At 72.7% G+C, this 14736-nt stretch carries 14 protein-coding genes and 1 pseudogene; 5 read left to right on the top strand and 10 right to left on the bottom strand.

Annotated elements, in window-relative coordinates; all coding sequences use genetic code 11:
- Window positions 1-50: 50 nt before the first annotated feature.
- A complete protein-coding gene (locus QC385_RS31075) occupies window positions 51-959 on the bottom strand; it encodes a hypothetical protein (protein ID WP_279544691.1) in 909 nt (302 codons plus the stop codon).
- A gap of 1 nt (window position 960) precedes the next feature.
- The gene (locus tag QC385_RS31070) at window positions 961-1497 is read right to left on the bottom strand and encodes an RNA polymerase sigma factor (protein WP_279544776.1); all 537 of its coding nucleotides are present in this window, start codon (window positions 1495-1497) and stop codon (window positions 961-963) included.
- A 349-nt stretch (window positions 1498-1846) separates the two neighbouring features.
- On the opposite strand from QC385_RS31070, the gene QC385_RS31065 reads away from it, so the two are divergent.
- Window positions 1847-2863, top strand: a complete 1017-nt coding sequence (locus tag QC385_RS31065) for an aspartate-semialdehyde dehydrogenase (RefSeq protein WP_279544690.1) — start codon at window positions 1847-1849, stop codon at window positions 2861-2863.
- On the opposite strand, the gene QC385_RS31060 is transcribed toward QC385_RS31065, so the two are convergent.
- Window positions 2860-3342, bottom strand: a complete 483-nt coding sequence (locus QC385_RS31060; protein ID WP_279544689.1) for a DUF1203 domain-containing protein — start codon at window positions 3340-3342, stop codon at window positions 2860-2862. The two genes, QC385_RS31065 and QC385_RS31060, sit on opposite strands and share 4 nt — an antisense overlap.
- Window positions 3343-3684: 342 nt before the next feature.
- Between QC385_RS31060 and pepN the strand changes: the two genes are divergently transcribed.
- On the top strand, window positions 3685-6258 hold the full coding sequence (pepN, locus tag QC385_RS31055; RefSeq protein WP_279544688.1) for an aminopeptidase N: 2574 nt from the start codon (window positions 3685-3687) through the stop codon (window positions 6256-6258).
- Between the two features lie 73 nt (window positions 6259-6331).
- Here the strand turns inward: pepN and QC385_RS31050 are convergent.
- Window positions 6332-6615, bottom strand: a pseudogene (locus tag QC385_RS31050) (nucleotidyltransferase domain-containing protein); the annotation flags it as partial.
- Between the two features lie 54 nt (window positions 6616-6669).
- Entirely contained in the window at window positions 6670-7263 is a 594-nt protein-coding gene (locus QC385_RS31045; protein WP_279544687.1) for a dihydrofolate reductase family protein, read from the bottom strand.
- Between the two features lie 71 nt (window positions 7264-7334).
- Between QC385_RS31045 and QC385_RS31040 the strand changes: the two genes are divergently transcribed.
- Window positions 7335-7913: a TetR/AcrR family transcriptional regulator gene (locus tag QC385_RS31040; protein WP_279544686.1), complete on the top strand. Its 579-nt coding sequence runs from the start codon at window positions 7335-7337 to the stop codon at window positions 7911-7913.
- Between the two features lie 13 nt (window positions 7914-7926).
- Here QC385_RS31040 and QC385_RS31035 read toward each other — a convergent pair whose 3' ends face one another.
- Window positions 7927-8940, bottom strand: a complete 1014-nt coding sequence (locus QC385_RS31035) for an EamA family transporter (protein ID WP_279544685.1) — start codon at window positions 8938-8940, stop codon at window positions 7927-7929.
- A gap of 106 nt (window positions 8941-9046) precedes the next feature.
- On the opposite strand from QC385_RS31035, the gene QC385_RS31030 reads away from it, so the two are divergent.
- The gene (locus tag QC385_RS31030) at window positions 9047-9565 is read left to right on the top strand and encodes a MarR family winged helix-turn-helix transcriptional regulator (protein WP_279544684.1); all 519 of its coding nucleotides are present in this window, start codon (window positions 9047-9049) and stop codon (window positions 9563-9565) included.
- A 70-nt stretch (window positions 9566-9635) separates the two neighbouring features.
- Here the strand turns inward: QC385_RS31030 and QC385_RS31025 are convergent, their stop codons facing one another.
- Window positions 9636-11078: an FAD-dependent monooxygenase gene (locus QC385_RS31025; protein WP_279544683.1), complete on the bottom strand. Its 1443-nt coding sequence runs from the start codon at window positions 11076-11078 to the stop codon at window positions 9636-9638.
- Between the two features lie 171 nt (window positions 11079-11249).
- On the opposite strand from QC385_RS31025, the gene QC385_RS31020 reads away from it, so the two are divergent.
- Complete coding sequence (locus tag QC385_RS31020; RefSeq protein ID WP_279544682.1) at window positions 11250-11828, top strand: TetR/AcrR family transcriptional regulator; 579 nt, start codon at window positions 11250-11252, stop codon at window positions 11826-11828.
- Between the two features lie 165 nt (window positions 11829-11993).
- On the opposite strand, the gene QC385_RS31015 is transcribed toward QC385_RS31020, so the two are convergent.
- The 3 genes from QC385_RS31015 to QC385_RS31005 all read right to left on the bottom strand — a co-directional run bounded on the left by QC385_RS31015 (window position 11994) and on the right by QC385_RS31005 (window position 14706).
- Window positions 11994-12281, bottom strand: coding sequence for a hypothetical protein (locus QC385_RS31015; RefSeq protein WP_279544681.1), 288 nt, complete (start codon window positions 12279-12281; stop codon window positions 11994-11996).
- A 61-nt stretch (window positions 12282-12342) separates the two neighbouring features.
- On the bottom strand, window positions 12343-14436 hold the full coding sequence (gene malQ / locus QC385_RS31010; protein ID WP_279544680.1) for a 4-alpha-glucanotransferase: 2094 nt from the start codon (window positions 14434-14436) through the stop codon (window positions 12343-12345).
- Window positions 14437-14706, bottom strand: a complete 270-nt coding sequence (locus tag QC385_RS31005; protein WP_397694882.1) for a hypothetical protein — start codon at window positions 14704-14706, stop codon at window positions 14437-14439.
- Window positions 14707-14736: the final 30 nt, after the last annotated feature.

The raw sequence follows: 14736 nt of genomic DNA, 5'->3' as shown, positions 1-14736 counted from the left end.
GAGGGCGGGCGTCCGTACGGGCGCCCGCCCTCGGCGTTTCCGCCCGGTGCTCACTCGCAGGGACGCGTCCCCGACTTGGCCGGGGCGGCGGTGATCCAGGCCCTTTCGGGGGCGATCGCCTTCTCCCCGACGCTCCACAGGTCGGGCTGGGCCTGCCCGCGCGTGATCCCGACGAGCACGCGGTCGCCCGGGCGCGGCTGGGGTTCGGCGTCCTCGTCCATGGGGAAGACGATCCGGTCCTGGCCCTTGGCGGGCTTGTAGTAGCGGTCCACGTCCAGGGTGACGCGGTCCTGGCCGGTGCCGGGGACGGGTTCGACCTCGGCGACGGTGCCCTCGGCCACGAGCCGGGCGCAGGCGAGGTAGCGGGCGTGACCGAGCTCGGCGCTGGCCTCGCTCCGTGCCGGACCTGCCGCGCTGTCGGCGGCCGAGCTACCCGCCGTGTCGTCCGCCGACTCGTGATCGCCCTGCACGACAAGCCAGCCCATGCCTACGACGACACCGGCGGCCGCGGCAGCGACGAGCCCGCGCAGGGCCACACGCAGGGCCCGGGGCCGACTACGCCGCCCGGACAGCCCCCCATGCGCCCGGGACCCCACGGGCAGCACCGTCACGGACGGGTCACCGCCCGCGCCCGGCACGTCGGCGTGCGCGTCACGGGGGCCGTCCGCCGGCCCGGTCGCCGGGGCTCGTCCCGCCGGATCCGCCGCTTCCGGACGAGTCCGTGGCCCGGCCTCGGGTCCGGCCACGTCCGCCGCGGTCTCGTGCGCCAGGGTGTCTCCCATCAGCAGCAGCTGTTCCCGCAGCAGTGCCACGTCCGCGGTCGCCGCTCGGTGGGCTGCCATGAAGGAGGCGTCCTGCCGGGCCCCCTCCGGCAGCGGGTCGTCGGTGAGCGCTGCCATCAGCGCGTCCACGCCGTCGTACTCGGCGTCGCGCCGGTCGTCGTCGTTCCGGGCGGTCACGTCACACCACCTCGTCCTCGTGCAGGCGGGCGCGCAGAGCCCGTACCGCCGTGTGCAGCCTGCTCTTGACCGTGCCCTCCGGGACGCCGAGCTGCTCGGCGATGGAGCGGACCGGCAGGTCGGCGTAGAAACGCAGCACGACGACCTGCCGCTGGGCGTCGGGCAACTCGTCCAGGCCCTGGGCGACGGCGACGGACAGCACGCTGGTGTCCTCGCCGGAGGGATGCTCCAGTTGCCGCAGGGCGGCCAGCCGCTCCCCGAGCCGCTCCTGGCGGCGCCTGGCCCGGTGCCAGTCCATGGCGAGGTTCGAGGCGACGACCGCCGCCCACGCCGAGACGTCCCGCGGCGCCTCCTGGCCGCTCGCGGCCCGCTCCAGCAACCGCAGGCGGACCTGCTGCACCCCGTCCGGCAGGTCCGCCTGCGGCACTCCGCCGAGCGCGAGCACCGCCCGCACCCGGCGCTCCTGTGCCGCGTCCAGCGGATCGTCACCGGTCCCGGCGTGCGCCTCCCGGCCCCGCCGGGCCCTCCCGCGCAGCAGCACAAGCCACCCCCCTCGCCGTGTTTCTCCTATGACGCCGGCACGGCCCGGAACGTTCGGTCTTTTTTCCGGAAGGGCGTGACAGGAGGACAGAGGCGTACGTCACACTCCCGTGTGGCCGGGAGCAACAGGGGCAGGCGACCTTGCGGCGTATGCCCCCCGGCAGATGAATTTCTCCAGCTCAGCGGGGGCGGGCGCCGGACGTCCGCAACCATGGAACGGGGCACGTCGTCCCACTCTCCGGGCAGACCGGGGAAAGAAGTGGACAGGTGGGCCTTGGTCGGCCGCATGATGGAAAAGCCTCGGCCAAGCAACGAGCACGTGAAGAGACGCAGGAGAGGGAGTCACCGTGAGGGTCGGAATCGTCGGAGCCACCGGACAGGTGGGCACGGTCATGCGCAGGATCCTCACGGAACGGAACTTCCCGGTCACGGAGCTGCGTCTGTTCGCCTCGGCCCGCTCGGCGGGCACGCAGCTGGACGGCGTGACGGTGGAGGACGCCTCGACCGCCGACTACACCGGCCTGGACATCGTGCTGTTCTCCGCGGGCGGTGCCACGTCCAAGGCGCTGGCCGAAAAGGTCGCCTCCCAGGGCGCCGTCGTGATCGACAACTCCTCCGCGTGGCGCAAGCACCCGGAGGTCCCGCTGGTCGTCTCCGAGGTGAACCCGCACGCGATCGCGAACCGCCCCAAGGGCATCATCGCCAACCCGAACTGCACGACGATGGCCGCGATGCCGGTCCTCCGCCCGCTGCACGCGGAGGCCGGCCTGGAAGCGCTGGTCGTGGCCACCTACCAGGCGGTCTCCGGCTCCGGCCTCGCGGGTGTCGCCGAGCTGCACGGCCAGACGCAGAAGGTCGTCGCCGAAGCGGACAAGCTGACGCACGACGGCGCGGCGGTCGACTTCCCCGAGCCGGGCGTCTACAAGCGCCCCATCGCCTTCAACGTGCTGCCGCTCGCGGGCAACATCGTCGACGACGGTCTGAACGAGACCGACGAGGAGCAGAAGCTCCGCAACGAGTCCCGCAAGATCCTGGAGATCCCCGAGCTGAAGGTCTCCGGCACCTGCGTGCGCGTCCCGGTCTTCTCCGGACACTCGCTGCAGATCAACGCCCGCTTCGCCCGCCCGATCTCCCCGGAGCGCGCGACGGAGCTGCTGAAGGACGCCCCGGGCGTCGAGCTCTCCGACATCCCCACCCCCCTCCAGGCCGCCGGCAACGACCCGTCCTACGTCGGCCGCATCCGCCGCGACGAGACGGTGGACAACGGCCTGGCCCTCTTCGTCTCCAACGACAACCTCCGCAAGGGCGCCGCGCTGAACGCGGTCCAGATCGCGGAACTGGTGGCGGCCGAGCTGAAGGGCTAGCCCCTGCGCACCTCGTAGAGGAAACAGCCGTACTCGACGGCCCGGACGTGGACGAGCGCCACGGCCGGGTCGTCGAACGCTTCCGTGAGGGCCTCGTCGAAGTCGCCAGACTCCTCGACCAGCCGGCCGCCGAGGATGTGCCCCTCGGCCGAGTAGCGGCGGACCGTGCGGTGGGCGTTGGTGAAGGGCAGGGCGGCGTCGGCGTCCGGGCCCGCGCACTCCTCGGCGTGGATGAAGACGGGGCCCTGTTCGTCGTAGGCGCCGGGATGGACGCCCCTGTCGGCCGCCCAGCGGCGTAGTGGGGCGTAGGACACCAGGGTGATGCGTTCGCCCGGCTCGCCGCGGCGCAGGCAGCAACGCAGGGCCGCGCCGCCCTCGGTGTCGGTGAAGGGGACCGCGGGGCGGCCCGCGTCGTCCGTCGTGCGCAGTTCCTTCAGGACGCGCGGGGCGATGGGCTGTGCGGCGTACGTCGTCGTCATGCTCATCAGGATTGCTCGCCCGCGTCCTGCGGACCGGCGGGATCCGGACGTCGTGTTGCCTCAGCCTCGGGCCGCCGCCCGGCCCGTACGACGGCCGCAGGCAGGGCCGGGAGCGGCAGGCCGCCGCGCACGCGGAGCACCACCGCCGAGACCAGCGGCACGACCGTGCCCAGCCCCGCCGCGACGGCCGGCAGGGTGCTGATCGTTACGGCGCCCAGGCGTGGGAGTTCGCCCGGGCCCTCACTGGGCGAGGGGTAACCCTAGGCGACGCCCAGGTCGTCGCCTGATGCGAAGCTGCCGTGGAAAGATGGCGCAACCCACCCATACCGAGGAGATGACCGCGTGCCTGGCACAAACCTGACCCGCGAAGAGGCGCAGCAGCGGGCGAAGCTGCTCGCCGTTGACTCGTACGAGATCGAACTCGACCTCTCCGGCGCGCAGGAGGGCGGCACCTACCGGTCCGTGACCACGGTGCGCTTCGACGTCTCGGAGAACGGGGCGGACTCGTTCATCGACCTGGTGGCCCCGGTCGTGCACGAGGTGGCCCTCAACGGGGACTCCCTCGACCCCGCCGAGGTCTTCGCGGACTCCCGGATCGCCCTGCGCGGCCTGCTGGAGGGCCGCAACATCCTCCGGGTGGTCGCCGACTGCGCGTACACCAACACCGGTGAGGGCCTGCACCGCTTCGTCGACCCGGTCGACGACCAGGCCTACCTCTACACCCAGTTCGAGGTGCCGGACGCCCGCCGGGTGTTCGCGAGCTTCGAGCAGCCGGACCTCAAGGCGACCTTCCAGTTCACCGTGAGGGCGCCGGAGGGCTGGACCGTCATCTCCAACTCGCCCACGCCCGAACCGCAGGACAGCGTCTGGGTCTTCGAGCCGACGCCGCGCATCTCGACGTACATCACGGCGCTCATCGTCGGCCCGTACCACTCGGTGCACAGCGTCTACGAGAAGGACGGCCAGTCCGTCCCGCTCGGCATCTACTGCCGTCCCTCGCTCGCCGAGTACCTCGACTCGGACGCCATCTTCGAGGTGACCCGGCAGGGCTTCGAGTGGTTCCAGGAGAAGTTCGACTACGCGTACCCGTTCAAGAAGTACGACCAGCTGTTCGTGCCGGAGTTCAACGCGGGCGCGATGGAGAACGCGGGCGCGGTCACCATCCGCGACCAGTACGTGTTCCGGTCGAAGGTGACGGACGCGGCGTACGAGGTGCGCGCGGAGACCATCCTGCACGAGCTGGCCCACATGTGGTTCGGCGACCTCGTGACCATGGAGTGGTGGAACGACCTGTGGCTGAACGAGTCGTTCGCCACGTACACCTCCATCGCCTGCCAGGCGCACGCGCCCGGGAGCCGGTGGCCGCACGCCTGGACCACCTTCGCCAACTCCATGAAGACCTGGGCCTACCGGCAGGACCAGCTGCCGTCCACCCACCCGATCATGGCCGACATCCGGGACCTGGACGACGTCCTGGTCAACTTCGACGGCATCACGTACGCCAAGGGCGCCAGCGTCCTGAAGCAGCTCGTCGCCTACGTCGGCATGGACGAGTTCTTCCGGGGCGTGCAGGCCTACTTCAAGCGCCACGCCTACGGCAACACGCGCCTGTCCGACCTGCTGGGCGCCCTGGAGGAGACCTCCGGCCGCGACCTGAAGACGTGGTCGGAGAAGTGGCTCCAGGCGGCCGGGATCAACATCCTGCGCCCGGAGATCGAGACGGACGCGGACGGTGTCGTCACCTCCTTCGCCATCCGCCAGGAGGCCCCGGCGCTGCCCGCCGGCGCCAAGGGCGAGCCGATGCTGCGCCCGCACCGGATCGCCGTCGGCCTGTACGAACTCGACGAGGACAGCGGCAAGCTGGTCCGGGACGAGCGGATCGAGCTGGACGTCGACGGTGAGCTGACGCCCGTACCGCAGGTGGTGGGCAAGCGCCGCCCGGCCGTGATCCTGCTCAACGACGACGACCTGTCCTACGCGAAGGTCCGCCTGGACGAGCAGTCCCTGGCCGTCGTCACGGAACACCTCGGCGACTTCGAGTCCTCCCTCCCCCGCGCCCTGTGCTGGGCGTCGGCTTGGGACATGACCCGTGACGCCGAGCTGCCCGCCCGCGACTACCTCTCGCTGGTGCTGTCCGGCATCGGCAAGGAGTCCGACATCGGCGTCGTGCAGTCGCTGCACCGCCAGGTGAAGCTGGCGGTCGACCTGTACGCCGACCCGGCGGCCCGCGAGGCGCTGCTGGCCCGCTGGACCGACGCGACGCTGGCGCACCTGCGGGCGGCGGCGCCGGGCAGCGACCACCAGCTGGCGTGGGCGCGCGCGTTCGCCGCGACGGCCCGCACGCCCGAGCAGCTGGACCTGCTGGACGCCCTGCTGGACGGCTCGCAGACGATCGAGGGCCTGGTCGTCGACACGGAGCTGCGCTGGGCGTTCGTGGAGCGGCTCGCGGCGGTGGGCCGGTTCGACGAGACGGAGATCGCGGGCGAGTACGACCGTGACCGTACGGCCGCCGGTGAGCGCCACGCCGCCACGGCCCGCGCGGCCCGGCCGACCCCGGAGGCCAAGGCGGAGGCGTGGGCGTCGGTCGTCGACTCCGACAAGCTGCCGAACGCCGTGCAGGAGGCGGTCATCGCCGGCTTCGTCCAGACCGACCAGCGCGACCTGCTCGCCCCGTACGCGGACCGCTACTTCGAGGTGGTCAAGGACATCTGGGAGTCCCGCTCCCACGAGATGGCCCAGCAGATCGCCGTCGGCCTCTACCCGACGGTCCAGGTCTCCCGGGAGACCCTGGACAGGACGGACGCCTGGCTGACCTCCGCCGAGCCGAACGCGGCCCTGCGGCGGCTGGTGTCGGAGTCTCGCGCGGGCGTGGAGCGTGCGCTGCGGGCGCAGGCGGCGGACGCGGCGGCGCAGTAGCCGACCGTACGGCGATGAGGGGCTCCCGGCGCAGCGCCGGGAGCCCCTCGTCCGTGCCGGGGCCGGCCCTGGATCAGAAGTGTGTGGCGATCCGAACACCCGGCGCAGTCGCGCCATGTCGTGCCGATCGCGATCCGTCGGCTGGTAACCCTGGTGGAAGTGGACCTGCTGCTCGGCGGACAGACACGGCACAGGCGTTCCCCCGATGGCTCCGGTCACGAAGCACGAGGCGGGGTAGCGGATCGGGCGCTCCGGTTCGAGGGATGCCTGCTCCCCCGAACCGTCGTCGGCGAAGACCAGCGGATGAAGATCGATCTCCCGCCCGTCCGGGGCGCTGACGACGAACCGGACGGGCCGCCGGTAGGGGCGGTCGCCCGGAGAGCGAACGCATTTCCTCCCGCCGATTCCGGATCAGCGGCGGGTGAGGCGGGTGAGGGTGACGCCGTTGGGGAAGGCGGTGCGTTCGGCGACGTCGAAGACCGTGGGGTCGAAGGCGCCGTCGAAGGCCGGGATGCCGGCGCCCGCGACCACCGGGTAGTTCTTGATCACCAGTTCGTCGATCTCGGGCAGCAGCGTGCCCGCGAGCTTGCCGCCGCCGCAGAGCCAGACGTCCAGGCCGGTGCCCTCCTCCCGTTTGAGCTCGCGGACGAGGGCCGACGGATCCCCCGGTACGACGGTGACGGCCGGGTCGATGTCGGGCTTGAGCGTGCTGGAGACCACGTACTGGCGCAGATGGGCGTACGGACTGGAGATTCCGCCGTCGAGGGCGGGGCGGTAGGCGCCGAGGCCCATGACGACGGTGTCGAAGCGCCGGTTGGGTGCGTCGGCGAGGCCGGCGGCGGCGCGGTAGGCGGTCGGGACGGTCTCGGGGTACAGGCTGTTGGCCCAGGCGCTGTAGGCGGCGGTCTGCCGTGCGTCACCGGCGGGGAAGAAGTCGTACTCGCCGTCCGGCCCGGCGATGCGGCCGTCGAGCGTGACAGCGACGTAGTACACGAGCTTTCGCATATCAGTTAACTCCACATGTAGTACTCTGCTTGAAGTGGTTTGAACGTAGTACTACGGATGGAGTGGTGTCAATGGTCAGGCGGAACGAACAGCGGCGCGCCGCACTCGTCGACGCGGCGATCGAGGTGCTGGCCAGGGAAGGCGCACGGGGTCTGACGTTCCGGGCGGTGGACACCGAGGCCGCCGTACCCACCGGCACCGCGTCCAACTACTTCGCCAACCGCGACGACCTGCTCACCCAGGCCGGCGCCCGTGTCTACGAGCGGCTCCAGCCCGACGAGGCCACCATCGCCCGCCAGCGCGCGGCCGGCCGCGACCGGGAAACCTACGTGGAGCTGATGCGCGAACTCGTCGGCCGCGTCGCCTCCTTCCGCACCGGCTACCTCGCACTGCTCGAACTGCGGCTGGAGGCCACCCGCCGCCCCGAGCTGCGCAAGGTGCTCACCGAACGGGTCCGGGCCGACGTCGACGCCAACGTCGCCTACCACGAGGCCTCCGGCCTCCCCGGCGACGCCATGGCCGTCAAACTGCTCATCCTGACCCTGAACTGGCTGATCGTCGAGCAGCTCACCCTGCCGGACGTCTTCACGGAGGCCGAGCGGGAACAGCTGGTGGCGGCCGCGGTCGAGCGAATCGTGGCGGCGGAATGAGCGGGAGCGGGACCTACCGCCGCAGCGCCGGACCTGCCACTTCCTGACCCGTCACGCCCTGACCTGTCACCTCCGTCGAGCCCTTCGGGACCTTCCTTCCAGGAGACCCGAGGACCGTCCCGCCGGAGGTTCCCCTGACCACCTCCGGGCCCGACGGCTTCCGCCGCGGCCCGATCTGCCCCGCCACCGTCGCCCCGAACGCCAGCGCCATGCCCGCCAGTTGCACCGGTGTCAGCGCCTGGCCGAGCGCCGCCCAGCCGACGACGGCCGCGGTCAGCGGGGAGAGCGGGCCGAGGAAGGTGACCTGGGTGGCGGTGAGGCGGCCGATGCCGCGGAACCACAGCCAGTACGCGACCGCCGTGTTCGCCAGGGCGAGGTAGAGGTAGCCGCCGACCGCCCGGCCGTCCAGCGCGGGCGGCGCGCCCTCGACGAGGACGGCCAGGGGCGCGATGAGCAGGCCGCCCGCGGTCAGCTGCCAGCCGGTGAGGGCCAGCGGGCCGACGCCCTCGGGGCGCCCCCACCGCTTGGTGAGCACGGTGCCGGTGGACATGGACGCGGTGGAGGCGAAGGCCGCCAGCACGCCCAGCGCGTCCAGCGCCCCGGCCGCCTGGAGCACGACCAGGCTGACGCCGAACGCGGCCGCGATCCCGGTGAGCAGCGTGCGCGTCGACGGCCGCTGCCCCAGCAGCAGGGCCGAGAGGCCGACCACGAACAGCGGGCCGACCGAGCCGACGACCGCCGCCATGCCGCCGGGCAGCCGGTACGCGGAGAGGAACAGCAGCGGGAAGAAGGCGCCGATGTTCAGCGCGCCCAGCACCACCGACTTCCACCACCAGGCGCCGCGCGGCAGCACGCGTGCGAGAGCCAGCAGGAGCAGCCCGGCGGGCAGGGCGCGCAGGAGCCCGGTGAACAGGGGGCGGTCGGGCGGGAGGAACTCCGTGGTGACGGCGTAGGTGGTGCCCCAGGAGACGGGGGCGAGGGCGGTGAGCGTGGTGAGCGTGGCGCGGTGCGCGGTCTGGGGACGCATGAGTCGCACCCTTCTGGATAGGTCAATGCCAAGTAGCTTAGCGCTAAGCCACTTGCCGTCAAGCCACTTTCTTGCGGGCGACCCGGAGCCACCGGATACTCGTGCCATGAGCGAACGCCCCGAGCAGCGCAAGGACCCCGTCGACGCGATCATCGACCAGTGGGCGACGGTGCGGCCCGACCTCGACACCGCCGCCATGGAGGTCTTCGGCCGCATCTACCGGCTCTCCCGCGCGATGGGCGAACGGACGGAGAAGGCGTACGCGCGGTTCGGGATCGGCCGCGGGGAGTTCGACGTCCTGGCGACCCTGCGCCGCGCCGGCGAGCCCTACACGCTCTCCCCCCGGCAGCTCTCGGCCACGCTGATGCTCACGACGGGAGGCATGACGGGCCGCCTCGACAAGCTGGAGCGCGCCGGCCTGCTGCGCCGCTCCCCCGACCCGCACGACCGCCGGGGTCTGAAGGTCACACTCACCGACAAGGGCCTGGAGCTGATCGACGAGGCGGTCGGTGCCGGACTCGCCGTCCAGACGGAGGCGCTGTCCGGCCTCGGCGCCGATCAGGCCGGACAGCTGGCGGAGCTGCTCAGGGAGTTGCTCCGCACGACGGAGGACCGGCAGGACTGAACCGGCGCCCGACGCGTTCGCCGGTGACTTGACGGGCCGGTACCGAGGCCGGTACCGGCCCGCGGAGGCGCTACCCCACGTGGGCCGCGACGGCCGCCTCGATCGCCCGGGCGTCCGCCGAGTCGGCCGCCCACGCCGCGTACCCGTCGGGCCGCACCAGCACGGTCGTACGGCGGTCGCTCGCCCAGCGCCCCACGGCCAGCCGGTCCTCACGGCCGGCCCCGGCCTTGTACGGCTCCGGGGTGATCAGCACGAACCGGCCGCCCCGCATCGCCTCGTGGAGGCGACCGCCTCCGGCCAGGTCGACGTCCGGGACGCGCATGCCGGTGAAGCGGTGGGAGCCGCGGGGGGCGGGGTAGCGGTAGCCGATGCCGGTGACCTGGCCGAGCGCCTTGCGGCGGGCCGGGCCGACGGTGCCGAGGAAGGCGGCGAAGGCGGTGCGCAGGGCGATCGTCCAGGGCCGCCGGGCCATCGCGGCGCGCACGATGCCGCCGCTGCTGCGCAGCACCGCCCTGCCGATGGGGTGCCGTTCGGCCTGGTAGGTGTCGAGGAGCGCGTCGGCCGCGTGCCCATTGACGGCGGCGGCCAGCTTCCAGCTCAGATTGGCCGCGTCCTGGAGGCCGGTGTTCATACCCTGGGCGCCGGCCGGGGTGTGGACGTGCGCGGCGTCACCGGCGAGGAAGACGCGGCCGGCCCGGTAGGCGGGCGCCTGCCGCTCGTCGCTGTGGAAGCGGGACATCCAGCGGGGGTCGTGCATGCCGAAGTCACGGCCGAGGGCACGCCGCGTGGTCTCCCTGATCTCGTCGAGCCCGACCGGCGCGTCGTCGGGGAGCTCGCGGCCGCGGTCCCAGCAGACGACGCGGTGGTAGCCGTCGCCGAAGGGGACGAGGAAGGCGAAGGCGTCGCCGACGGCGTCGAAGGTGAGCAGCTCCCCGGGTTCCTCGGTCACCCGTACGTCCGCGAGCATGACGGAGCGGATCACCGAACGGCCGGGGAACGGCAGCCCGACGGCGTTCCGCACCGTGCTGCGCATTCCGTCGGCGCCGACGACGTACGCCGCGCGCAGCGTCTCCGCGTCGCCGCCGGGCCCGCGGACCTCGACCGTCACACCCTTCGCGTCCTGCGTCAGCCCGGTCACCTCGGTCTCGTGGCGGAACCGCACCCCGGCCTCCAGCGCCCGCCGCTCCAGGGCCTTCTCCACCTCGTACTGCGGAAGGACGAGGAGGTGGTTGAAGCGGGAGGGAAGCGCGGAGAGGTCGAGGCCGAGCCGGCCGTAGAGGCGGAACCGGCCGAGGCGCCGGCCGACGGCCTCCACTTCGTCCGCCAGTCCTCGGGCGTCGAACTGCTCCAGCGTGCGGGCGTGCAGGACGAACGCGCGGGAGAGGTTGCTGATCCCGGGCGGGCGCTTCTCGACGACGGTGACGGGGACGCCGACGGTGGCCAGGTCACCGGCCAGGAGCAGGCCGGTGGGGCCGGAACCGACGACGATCACGGTGCGGATGGTGTCGCTCATCAGGGCCTCCCTAGAAGCCAACACGTGTGGGTCGATGGCTGTTCGCCAACACCCGTTCGCCAACACCCGTTTGCCAACGGCCGTTGACCAACGCTCGTGGACCAACGTAGAACCGCACACCCACTTCGTCAACGCTTGTTGGCCTACGAATGTTGGCCTACGCTCGTTTGCATGCCCGACAACAAGCCCACGGCCCCCTCCAGGCGCTCCGACACCACCCGCGCCGCCATCCTCGACGCCGCACGCGAGCGTTTCGCCGCCGACGGCTACGAGCGCGCCACCATCCGCACCATCGCCCGGGACGCGGGCATCGACCCGTCCATGGTGATGCGGTACTACGGCAGCAAGGAGGGCCTGTTCGCGGCCGCCGTCGCCGTCGATCTGAAGCTGCCCGATCTGGGCCCGCTGCCCCGGGACGAGGTCGGGTCAGCCCTCGTGACCCACTTCCTCGCCATGTGGGAGGAGAACGAGGTGCTCACGGCCCTGCTCCGGGTCGGTGCCACCAACCAGGCCGGGGCCGAGCGCATGCAGGGCATCTTCCAGGAGCAGCTGCTTCCGGTCGCCCGCCAGGCGTGCCCCGACCCCGAGCAGGTCCCGGTGCGGGCCGCGCTCACCGCCACGCAGCTGCTCGGGATGGCGCTGACCCGGTACGTCCTGCGCCTCCCGCCGGCCGTGGCGCTCAGCCGCGAGGAGATCGTCGCGTGGCTGGCGCCGACGGTGCAGCGCTATCTGACGGCACCGAATCCCTGACTCCCGGCCGGCTCCTGGCCCACTTACGGCCGACTTACGCCCGACTTGCGGCCACCGGGAAAGCCGAGGGCGCCGCCCCGGTCGCCGTACGGCGGCATGCGCGTGCGTACGGCGGGGACGGCGCCCTCGGAAAAGACGCGTGACGGACTCGAACGGAAGTCCTGGTCAGGCCTTGGCGTCGGCCTTCGCGTCGGCCTTGGTCCTGATGTTGGAACTGGTCGGGTCCTTCTTCTTGTGCGACTTGTCCCCGACCATCACCAGACCGTGGATGACCAGGTACAGCACGATCGGGGCCGCGACGAAGAGGCCCAGCGTCTCGATGACGCTCAGGCCCGGGCCGGGGTCGTCGCCATCGTCGCGCGTGAGCGCGAAGGCGGGCGACGACATGAGCAGCATCATCAGCGTCGTACCGGCGGCCAGGGCGCCGGCGCGCAGGGCGTTCTTCTTGTCCACGGTGCCAAAAGTATCCAACGCCGGTCGGGGCCGCGCGCCCGGGGTGCCGTAAGAGGCGTCCTCAGCGGCCCGACGCGTCGGGCGGCTGCCGCAGCACCTCGACGAGGGCGTGCAGCCGGGGCGATGCGGCCAGGTCCTCCAAGGTCACGGGACGGCCCGCCGCGTCCGCGATCGGCAGCCGCCAGTTCGGGTACTGGTCCCACGTCCCCGGGAGGTTCTGCGGGCGGCGGTCGCCGACACCGTCGGGGAGCCAGACGCCGACCATGCGGGCCGGGGTGCGCAGCAGGAAGCGGTGGACGGCCTGGATCTCGGCCTCCTCAGAGGAGGCGTCGGTGCCACCGGTGCCGTTCAGCAGGCCGAGCTCGGTGAGCAGGGCCAGCCACTCGGCGGTGTCGGCGGCGGCCTCGGCGCGCTCCTGCTCCAGCGGGCGGGTCAGCAGGCCCAGGCTGTCGCGGAGCTCGACATGCTCGCCGGTGAGGCGGGCGGCCGTGGAGGGCAGGTCGTGGGTGGTGGCGGTGGCCAGGCAGTCGGCGCGCCAGCGGTCGGGGGGCAGCGGGCGGCCGTCGCCCTCCCAGTCGCGTTCGAACCACAGCACGGACGTGCCGAGCACCCCGCGCTCGCGCAGCGCCTCGCGCACGCCCGGTTCGACGGTTCCCAGGTCCTCGCCGATCACCAGCGCCCCGGCCCGGGAGGCCTCCAGGACGAGGACGGCGAGCATGGCCTCGGCGTCGTAGCGGACGTACGTGCCCTCGGTCGGTGGCCGGCCCTGCGGCACCCACCACAGGCGGAACAGGCCCATGACGTGGTCGATGCGCAGGGCTCCGGCGTAGCGGAACAGGGCGCGCAGCAGCTCGCGGAAGGGGGCGTAGCCCGACTCGGCCAGGCGGTCGGGGCGCCAGGGCGGCAGTCCCCAGTCCTGGCCGCGGGCGTTGAAGGCGTCCGGCGGGGCGCCCACCGACATGCCGGCGGCGAAGTAGTCCTGCTGGGCCCAGGCGTCGGCGCCGCCGGGGTGGACGCCGACCGCGAGGTCGTGCACGATCCCGACCGGCATCCCGGCCTCGCGCCCGGCGCGCTGGGCGGCGGTCAGCTGGGTGTCGGTGAGCCAGGCGAGCCGGGACCAGAAGTCCACCCGGTCCAGCAGTCCGTTGCGGGCACGGACGGTCTCGGGCGAGCGCGGGTCGCGCAGGCCGGTCGGCCAGCGGTGCCAGTCCGGGCCGTGCACCTCGGCGAGCGCGTACCAGGTGGCGTGGTCCTCCAGGGCCTGGCCCTGCTCGGCGAGGAAGTCGCAGTAGGCGGCGCGCCTGCCGGGGCCGAGCGGCACCTCGCACAGCAGTTGAAGCGCCTCCCGCTTGAGCTCCCACACGGCGTCGCGGTCGATCAGCGCGCCCTTGTCCAGCACGGCTTCGCGCAGCCGACCGGATCTCTCCAGCAACGCGCGCAGCCGCTCGCGGTCCTCGACGTACGCGCACTCGGGGACGTCCTCGATGCGCAGGTGCACGGGGTCGGGGAAGCGGCGGGAGGAGGGGCGGTACGGGGAGGGGTCCGTGGGAGCGCCGGGCACGGCCGCGTGCAGCGGGTTGACCTGGACGAATCCGGCGCCGAGCGACCGCCCGGCCCAGCCGGCCAGCTCGGCGAGGTCGCCCAGGTCGCCCATGCCCCAGGAACGGCGGGACAGCAGGGAGTAGAGCTGGACGAGGAGTCCGTGGGAGCGTCCGGCGGTGCTGGGCAGACGGGCCGGGGCGACGACCAGGTGGGCGGTGGTCGTGCGGCCGTCGGGGGCGGTGGCGGTCAGCCGGTGGACACCGGGCGGGAGGTGCTCGGCCGAGGCGCGGGTCTCGCCCTGCTCGGTCTCGATGAGCAGCCGGCTTCCCTCGGGGAGCGCGGCCAGGGCGGCCGGGGGGCCGGTGCCCCAGCCGACCACCGTGGGCGGCAGCAGCCTGGAGCCCAGTTCCCGCTCCCGGGCGGCGAGCGCGGCGCGTACGGCGCCGGGCGTGCTCGCGTCCACACCGAGAGCGGCAAGGGTGAGGGTCACCGCGGCGGCCGAGGCCGCGACCGTACGGTCCGGGGACGGGCTGTACGACGTGGCGACGCCGTGCAGGTCGGCGAGTCGGGACAGGTCCTCGGAAGGCGGTTCGGCCGGCCGGGGTGCGGTCATCTAGGACCTCGTGAAGTCCGGGACGAAGGCGGAGGGTTCGCTGGTCAGGGGGGCGGATTCGGCGAGCGGCGGCTCGCTGGTGAGGGGCTCGGCGTCGGGCAGCGGGGGCTCGCTGGTCAGCGGGGGCTCGGCGCAGGTGCTCTCGGAGCTGAAGATGCAGTAGTGGGGGTCTTCGTAGCGGGGGTCGTCATAGTGGGGGTCGAGGTCGGCGGACGTGTCCGCCACGGGTTTGGACGGGGCCGGGAGCGGAAGGAAAGTCATCACAGCCACGGGGGCCTCCTTGTTGGGTACGGCGTTCAA

The sequence above is a fragment of the Streptomyces sp. DH10 genome (assembly GCF_029813805.1).
In the GTDB taxonomy this organism is placed as follows: Bacteria; Actinomycetota; Actinomycetes; order Streptomycetales; family Streptomycetaceae; genus Streptomyces; species Streptomyces coeruleofuscus.
This window is presented reverse-complemented; position numbering and strand designations above follow the sequence as displayed.

What these genes read in the sequence shown, in the direction of transcription:
- QC385_RS31060 (WP_279544689.1), bottom strand. Translation starts at nt 3,342, where the DNA reads ATGACGACGACGTACGCCGCACAGCCCATCGCCCCGCGCGTCCTGAAG.
- QC385_RS31045 (WP_279544687.1), bottom strand. Translation starts at nt 7,263, where the DNA reads ATGCGAAAGCTCGTGTACTACGTCGCTGTCACGCTCGACGGCCGCATC.
- QC385_RS31040 (WP_279544686.1), top strand. Translation starts at nt 7,335, where the DNA reads ATGGTCAGGCGGAACGAACAGCGGCGCGCCGCACTCGTCGACGCGGCG.
- QC385_RS31035 (WP_279544685.1), bottom strand. Translation starts at nt 8,940, where the DNA reads ATGCGTCCCCAGACCGCGCACCGCGCCACGCTCACCACGCTCACCGCC.
- QC385_RS31030 (WP_279544684.1), top strand. Translation starts at nt 9,047, where the DNA reads ATGAGCGAACGCCCCGAGCAGCGCAAGGACCCCGTCGACGCGATCATC.
- QC385_RS31025 (WP_279544683.1), bottom strand. Translation starts at nt 11,078, where the DNA reads ATGAGCGACACCATCCGCACCGTGATCGTCGTCGGTTCCGGCCCCACC.
- QC385_RS31020 (WP_279544682.1), top strand. Translation starts at nt 11,250, where the DNA reads ATGCCCGACAACAAGCCCACGGCCCCCTCCAGGCGCTCCGACACCACC.
- malQ (WP_279544680.1), bottom strand. Translation starts at nt 14,436, where the DNA reads ATGACCGCACCCCGGCCGGCCGAACCGCCTTCCGAGGACCTGTCCCGA.